General features: G+C 59.5%; 4 protein-coding genes. 2 read left to right on the top strand and 2 right to left on the bottom strand.

The window, feature by feature from the left end:
- Positions 1–101 precede the first annotated feature (101 nt).
- Positions 102–2,270 carry a S9 family peptidase gene (locus tag JAB6_RS11920; RefSeq protein WP_070303003.1) on the bottom strand — a complete coding sequence of 723 codons (2,169 nt, stop codon included), beginning with the start codon at positions 2,268–2,270 and terminating at the stop codon, positions 102–104.
- A gap of 193 nt (positions 2,271–2,463) precedes the next feature.
- Here JAB6_RS11920 and dinB point away from each other — a divergent pair, with 193 nt between their 5' ends.
- Together dinB and JAB6_RS11910 are read left to right on the top strand one after the other, a co-directional pair.
- Positions 2,464–3,597, top strand: coding sequence for a DNA polymerase IV (gene dinB / locus JAB6_RS11915; protein ID WP_302622668.1), 1,134 nt, complete (start codon positions 2,464–2,466; stop codon positions 3,595–3,597).
- 118 nt (positions 3,598–3,715) lie between these two features.
- Complete coding sequence (locus JAB6_RS11910; RefSeq protein WP_070302999.1) at positions 3,716–4,612, top strand: recombination-associated protein RdgC; 897 nt, start codon at positions 3,716–3,718, stop codon at positions 4,610–4,612.
- A gap of 132 nt (positions 4,613–4,744) precedes the next feature.
- On the opposite strand, the gene JAB6_RS11905 is transcribed toward JAB6_RS11910, so the two are convergent.
- Positions 4,745–7,474: a TonB-dependent receptor gene (locus JAB6_RS11905; protein WP_070302997.1), complete on the bottom strand. Its 2,730-nt coding sequence runs from the start codon at positions 7,472–7,474 to the stop codon at positions 4,745–4,747.
- Between the last annotated feature and the right edge of the window lie 345 nt (positions 7,475–7,819).

Below are 7,819 nucleotides of genomic sequence, written 5' to 3'. Positions count from 1 at the left end.
GATCCCGCATACTCAGAAAACCATCCCGACGTTTGTCACCACGTCTGGAAGAGGCGCTATTATAGGACGGACAAAATCCTTCTGCAAGCGCTTTTTTCACATTATTCCGTGATATTCCACTGCGACAGCATCCACGCCATATTGAATGCGTTCTCGGCGATGGCGTTATAGCGGCCCGAGGCGCCGCCATGGCCGGCGCCCATATTCGTTTTCAGCAGCAGGGGATTGCCGTCCGTCTTGTACGCGCGCAGCTTGGCCACATACTTTGCCGGTTCCCAGTACATGACCTGGCTGTCGTTCAGGCCCGTCGTCACCAGCATGGCCGGGTAATTCTTGCGCGCAATGTTGTCGTATGGCGAGTAGCTGAGCATGTAGTCGTAGGCCGCCTTCTGGTTCGGGTCGCCCCATTCCAGGTACTCGCCCGTCGTCAGCGGCAGGCTGGCGTCCATCATGGTGTTCATCACGTCGACGAAGGGCACGGCCGCGTGCACGGCGTGGAACAGCTCGGGACGCATGTTGACGACGGCGCCCATCAGCAAGCCGCCGGCGCTGCCGCCCTGGATGATCAGGCGGTTCGGGCTCGTCCATTTTTCACGCACCAGGTAGTCGGCGCTGTCGATGAAGTCATTGAAGGTGTTCTTCTTCTTCATCAGCATGCCGTCTTCATGCCACGTTTCGCCCATGTCCGTGCCGCCGCGGATATGCGCTTGCGCATAGATGACGCCACGGTCCAGCAGGCTGATGCGGCTGATGGAAAAACTGGCTTCCGTCGAGATGCCATACGAACCATACGAATACAGCAGCAGCGGCGCGGAACCGTCGAGCTTGACGCCCTTCTTGTAGACGACCCACAGCGGCACTTGCACGCCATCGCGCGCTGTGACCCACAGGCGCTGCGTCGTGTAGCGGCTGCCATCAAAGCCGCCGACGATTTCCTGCTGCTTGAGCACCGTGCGCTTGCCGTCTTGCATGCTCACGTCGATGACGGTGGGCGGCGTGACGGGCGACTGGTAGGACATGCGGAATTGCGTGGCGGAAAACTCCGGCGTACCGGCCGCCGTGGCCAGGTAGACGGGGTCGTCGAACTGCACCGTTTTCCAGTTCTTCCGCGCGAAATCATGGATGCGGGCGCGGTTCAGGGCGCGGGCTTTTTCCATCACCACCAGATAGCCCTGGAAGACGTCGATGGACTGGATCACGGCGTCCTTGTTGTGCGGCACGACGCTCTTCCAGTTCTTCGGCTGCGGGGCGGTCACCGGCGCGCTGACGACGCGGAAATTCTTCGCTTCTTTGTTGGTCAGAATAAACAGCTGTCCATCGCGGTGTTCGATGCCGTAGCGGTGGCCTTTTTCGCGTTTCAGCACGGACTGGAAACTGCCTTCCGGCTTGCTCGTTGGCAGCAGCAGCACTTCGCTCGTATCCGTGCTGCGCGCAGTGAGCACGAAGTAGCGATGGTCGCGGGTGCGGCTCACGCCGATGGCGAACTGTTCCACTGGCTCGTGGTAGACCTGCTGCAAGGTGCCGCCCAGGGGCAGGCGGAACAAGCGGTCCGCGCGCTTGGTGGTGGCGTCTTCCTGCGTCAGCATCAGGGTGGCGTTGTCCGCCGCCCACGCCAGCGAGGTCACGCGCGGCATGGTGTCGCCCAGCAGCTTGCCCGTCTTCAAATCCTTGACATGCAGTTCGTACTGGCGGAAACCCGTCGTGTCGGTGGTGTAGGCCAGCAACTGTTCATTCGGGCTGATGGCAAACGCACGTACGGCAAAGAATTTGTGGCCTTCGGCCAATTGATTCTGGTCCAGCAGGATTTCCTCAGTCGCCTGCGCATCGTAGGCGCCGTTCTTGCCGACAGGACGGCGGCAGTGAATCGGGTATTGCTTGCCCGCTTCCGTGCGCGTGTAATAGTAGAAATTGCCCTGGCGCGCAGGCACGGACAGGTCTACTTCCTGCATGCGTCCCTTCACTTCCGCAGTCACCTTGTCGGCCAGCGGCTGGATCGGGGCCGTGACGGCGGCCGTGTAGGAGTTTTCCGCATTCAGGTAATCGATCACGGCAGGATCGGTTTTCTTTTGCAGCCAGCGGTAGTCGTCCGTGACGACCGTGCCGTGGCGCGTTTCCTGCCAGGCGGTCTTGGCGGCAACGGGCGCCGACATGGTGGCGACGGTGGCGGCATCGGCGGCCAGCGCGGATGGCGCCAGTGAGGACAGCAGCAGGGCCGGCAGGATGGATAACCAGGCGGACCGGCGGCGCGCAGCGTGATGGGCGATAGACAAGGCGACTCCTTTGAATAGTTGTGTCAGGATTGTAATCTTGCTATTGAGAAAAGCAACCGCCTTGCGCGTGCGTTTCAACTTGCATCCATGGGCATTTCCAGCGATACTGTATATAACTACAGTATCCCGCCGCGAGGTGTCCTTGACCACATCTGCCTCCCCCCTTCCCGAGCCACCCGCAGCCCGCCGCTGGATAGCGCATCTGGACATGGACGCCTTCTTTGCCTCCGTGGAACTGTTGAAATATCCGGAATTGCGCGGCGAAGCCGTCGTCATCGGCGGTGGGCGTCTGCAGCAGCCCGTGCTGCAGGAAGATGGCACGCGGCAGTTTGCGCGCATGCGCGACTACGTGGGGCGCGGCGTCGTCACCACATCGACCTATGCGGCGCGCGTGTTCGGCGTGTTTTCCGCCATGGGCATCATGAAGGCGGCCAAGCTGGCGCCCGACAGCATCCTGCTGCCGGCCGATTTCGAGGCTTACCGCGACTATTCGGCGCGCTTCAAGCAGGCCGTGGCCCAGTTGTGCCCCATCATCCAGAACGTGGGCATCGATGAAATCTATGTTGATCTCACCGAATACGGCGAGCAGGCGCCGGCCATGGCGGCGCGCCTGAAGGCGGCCGTGTTCGAAGCGACGGGCCTGTCGTGCTCGATCGGCCTGGCGCCCAACAAATTGCTGGCGAAAATCTGTTCCGACCTGGAAAAACCGGACGGCCTGACCATCCTGAACCCGGAGGATATTGAAACGCGCGTGTGGCCCTTGCCGGCGAAAAAGATCAATGGTATCGGTCCGAAAGCGACGGCCAAGTTGGAAGCGCTGGGCATTGTCACCATCGGCGAGCTGGCCCGGGCCGACATGGCCATGCTGCGTACGCAGTTTGGCGACCTGTACACGGGCTGGCTGCGCCAGGCGGCGCTGGGCATCGATGGTAGGCCCGTGCAGACGAGCCGGGAAACCAAGTCCGTCAGCCGCGAAACGACGTTCGAGCGCGACTTGCAGGTGGTGCGCGACCGCGCCACCCTGTCGGAAAAACTGGAAAGCCTGTGCACGCGCGTGGCGGGCGACCTCGACAAGCAATCGCTGGCGGGGCGCACGGTGGGCATCAAGCTGCGCTTCGAAGATTTCAGCACCGTCACGCGCGACATCACCCTGCCCAGCGCCACGGCGGACGCCGCCGCCATCCTGCGCGCCAGCCGCGATTGCTTGCGGCGCGTGCCATTTGACAAGAAAATCCGCCTGCTGGGCGTGCGCATCTCGACCTTGTCGGACCCGGCCATCGTGACGCGGCAGGCACCGGCCCAGGCGGAGCTGTTTCCCGCCCTGTAGCGGCATTCCCCACGCAGCAACAACACCGCGCCAGTCCGCGCTTTTGACGGCATTCCCGTGTCGAAAGTGTAGAATGGCGTTCCCCTGGCACTACTGAAACAAACGGAAGACAAAAACTATGTGGTTCAAGAATCTTCAGATTTACCGCCTGCCCGCACCGTGGGCTTACACGCCAGAACAACTGGAAGAGGCGCTGTCCTCGAACAAATTTACGCCGGCGACCAGCATGGATCTGATGCGCCAGGGCTGGGATACGCCACGCCCGAACGGCGGCCTGGTCCACGTGGTCAACAAACAGATGCTGATCCTGCTGGGCACGGAAAAGAAACTGCTGCCAGCGACCGTCATCAACCAGGTGGCCAAGGCCCGCGCCGCCGAGATGGAAGAAGCGCAAGGCTTTGCGCCTGGCAAGAAAGCCATGAAGGAATTGAAGGAACGCGTGGCCGACGAGCTGCTGCCGCGCGCCTTCAGCATCCGCAGCAACGTCTGGACGTGGATCGACCCCGTCAATGGCTGGCTGGTGATCGATGCGGCCAGCCCGGCGAAGGCCGATGAAGTCATCAAGCTGCTGTTGAAAGCCGTCGACAAACTGCCGCTGGAAAGCCTGCGCGTGCAGCGTTCGCCCGTAGCGGTGATGACGGAATGGCTGCAAGCGGACGACGCGCCTGCCGGCTTCACGGTCGACATGGATACGGAATTGCGCGCCACGGGCGAAAGCAAGGCCACCGTGCGCTATGTGCGCCACACCTTGGAAGCGGACGACGTGCGCCGCCACATCGCGGCCGGCAAGCAGTGCACGCGTCTGGCCATGACGTGGAACGACAAGATCTCGTTCGTGCTGACGGAGTCGCTGGCCATCAAGAGCGTCAAGCCGCTGGACGTGATCAAGGAAACGGAATCGAGCACGAAGAACGACGAAGAGCGTTTCGACGGCGACGTGATGCTGATGACGGGCGAGCTGAGCAAGCTGATGGCCGACGTGGTCGAAGCCTTGGGCGGCGAAGCGACGGCGTAACAGCCGTCATGCCGGTACAAAAAGGAGCTGCGGCTCCTTTTTTTTCGTCTGCGCAATATGTTTCGGCATAAAAAAGCGCCTTGCACGGTGAAGTGCAAGGCGCTTTCGGACAAGCTAATTCAAAACGTCACATTAGAACTTGTAGTTGCCGGTGACGTAGAACGAACGCATCATTGGATCGGCGTAGCGTGGGTCGAAACCAACCTGGTGGCCCGACGAAGCGCGCAGCGACAGCGGTGGTGCACGGTCGAACAGGTTTTTGATACCTGCGCGGATCGTGGTTTGCTTGTCAAAGGCGAAACGTGCTTGCCAGTCGAACGTCGTGTACGACGGTACTTGCAGGCGGAAGTTTTTCTCTTCCTGCTGGGTCGCCAGGTTGTACACGGTAGCGGCTGCATCGGTGTAGCCGTTACGGTAGTTGACCGTTACCGTGTTGCTCAGGCGGCCTGTGTCCAGGGTCGTCGTCAGCTTCATCAGGTTGCGGAACGTGACTTCGTTGGTGTCGCCGAAGAAGTTCATGTTGCTGGTGTAGATATTATCGCTACCGGCTTTGGTGTAGTTGGCGTGCAACATGTGCGTACCGCTCAATTGGGCGGTCAGCTTGCCGAAGGAGAACTTGTGGTTGGCCGACAGATCCCAGTCGATACCACGGTATTCCTTCTTGCCGATGTTGACCGACAGTTTCTTGAACGAGTAGTAGGTGATGCCGGTCGATGGCTCGGTATAAGTTCCGAAGCTCGACGCATACTTGATCGGATCGGCAAATGCTTGCTCTTCGGAAACTTCCGACACGGCATTGCGCAGTTTCACATCCCACAGGTCGGCGCCGAACGAGAAGGCCGAGCTAGGTTCGACACGGAAGCCCAGGGTGAACTGTTTCGACTTTTCCGATTGCAGATCCGGATTGCCTTGCGACACGGCGTTGTATTGCGTTGCTTCCGCGCGGCACAGTGCGTTGCCTGGGTATGGGCAATCAAATTTCTTGGCGGTAAAGCCGGCGTTGACCAGTGGCTGAGCAATTTCCAGCATGCTTGGCGCCTTGAAGCCCGTGCCGTAGGAACCGCGGATCAGCACGGTCTGTACTGGCTGCCAGCGTGCCGATACCTTGTAGGTATTGGCGCTGTCTTTTTTGCCGACAGTTTTGTTGTTCAGCTTGTCGTCGATCGCCTTGACAGCGTCGTGACGGCCACCAACGGTCATTTCGAACGACTTGGTCAACGGTGCCAGCAACTCGACGAACGCGCCGTAGGTGTCGCGGCTCATGTCGTAGGCGGCCTTGGTGTTGAAGTTGTAGATATCGTCACCGGTGGCATTGCTGCCTGGCGATTGCTCATAGGTATAGGTGCGGTAGTCGCCACCGATACCGAGGCTGGCTTTGCCGCCTGGCAGGCTGAACAATTCACGCGAGCCGTGCGTGTCGACGCCGCGCATCGTGGTCGATGCGGTACGCACGGAGCCAACGAACTGCGCGCCAGCGATTTGCGCTTGCACCGATGGTTTTTGCGTCACTGCAAACGGGTTGAAGTCCGGATTGGCGAGGATGTTCTTGAATTCCTGGCTCTTCTGGTAACCGCCCGTGTAGCGCTCGTCGATCGAGTTTTGCGACCAGGTCAGGCCGCTTTCGAAGTTCCACGCGCCCAGTTCGCCTTCCACACCAACGACCATGTGTTTGGTTTCGGTGATGGTGTTGCTGGCGCGCAGACCGAAGTCGGTGCTGCGGTAGTTGGCGGTGATCGACTTGACGTCGGCACGTTGCGCTGGCGTCAGGTACGGCGATACATAGGTGTTGTACAGCGGGCTGCCCTTGGCGATCGAAATCGGGATTGGATTGGCGGCGATACGCGCCGTCAGGTCGTAGCGCGAGTAGGCCAGTTCGGCGAACGCGTTCAGGTTGTCGTTCAGCTTGTACGTAGCTTTGGAGAACAGGCTGTCGCGTTTCGATTGCGGTACGACTTCCACGGTGGAGCCCGTGTCGAAGCCGCAAGCGCGCGCATTGCTGGTCGTCTTGTAGGAGTCTTCAGGGCACTTGCCATTCATCGCCAGGTAAGGCGTAAAGGCTGTCGATTTAGCACCGCTATTGTAGGCAACAGTGGCGCCTGCTGGCGAAGCCGAGGTGCTGGTGCGGTCCCATACATAGTTGTTGCCGTTGCGGCTGAATGGCACATACGAGGTAGCGGCGAAATCGCGGTCGGTGGCGCGCAGTTTCGATTGCTCATCGTGGCGGTACGACAGCAGCACGTTGAAGCGGTCTTCGTCCAGGTCGCCAAAACCGTAGGTGACGCTGGTATTCCAGGCGTTGCCGCCTTTGTCTTCCGGACCGCCATATGTGGCTTCCAGAGTGGCGCCTTGCTGGTTTTTCTTCAGGATGAAGTTCAGTACGCCGGCGATGGCGTCCGAGCCGTACAGGGCCGAAGCGCCGTCGGTCAGGATCTCGACGCGCTCAACGGCGCTCATCGGGATGGCGTTCAGGTTGACCGTGGTGCCGGAGCCTTGTGGCGCGATGCGGCGGCCGTTCAGCAGTACCAGGGTGTAGGACTCGCCGATACCGTGCAGCGATGCACTGGTATTGCCGCCCGAGTCGGAACCGGCAGCAACTGCGCCGATGGTGAAGCCTTGCATGGCTGGCAGGGCCTGGATCAGGTCGGCTACCGAAGTGGCGCCCGATTTGGCGATCGCTTCTTGCGACAGGCGCTGTACAGGCAGTGCGCCTTCGACAGCGATGCGCTTGATACTCGAACCGGTAATTTCAACTTTTTGAATTGCTTCGTCCGCCATGGATTGGCCGGAGAACAAGACGCTACCTGCCAGGACGGTCAGGGCCAGGCGTACGCTGCGTACGCCAATTTTTTCTTTAAATGCCATTGTAACAATTACTCCGTAGTAGTTTTAATAACGACAAGCGGCACACGAGCACCGATATAGCCATCGGGTAGATGGTCTGCGGTGCTCGTGTACGGTAGGCGGAACCACGTCGGTGGGAGGTGGAAGACTACTTGGTGCAATATTGTTATAAATGCACTTTTGACTTGTCGAGGCAAACATTATGTCGTCTCAGCAAGAAAAAATGCACCTCAACCGTGTCGGATTTGGCAATAAATTCGAGATACTGAAGAATATTTGATTTAAATGTTAAATATGGATTTTATATTTATAAATATCTGCGTTTTTAAAAATGATCAATGGCGTTTTTTTGCAACATAAAATTAC

The organism is Janthinobacterium sp. HH104, from assembly GCF_001758715.1.
In the GTDB taxonomy this organism is placed as follows: domain Bacteria; phylum Pseudomonadota; class Gammaproteobacteria; order Burkholderiales; family Burkholderiaceae_D; genus Janthinobacterium; species Janthinobacterium aestuarii.
Note: the sequence above shows the minus strand (reverse complement) of the source record. Positions and strands in the feature narration are given on the sequence as shown.

What these genes read in the sequence shown, in the direction of transcription:
- JAB6_RS11905 (WP_070302997.1), bottom strand. Translation starts at nt 7,474, where the DNA reads ATGGCATTTAAAGAAAAAATTGGCGTACGCAGCGTACGCCTGGCCCTG.
- JAB6_RS11910 (WP_070302999.1), top strand. Translation starts at nt 3,716, where the DNA reads ATGTGGTTCAAGAATCTTCAGATTTACCGCCTGCCCGCACCGTGGGCT.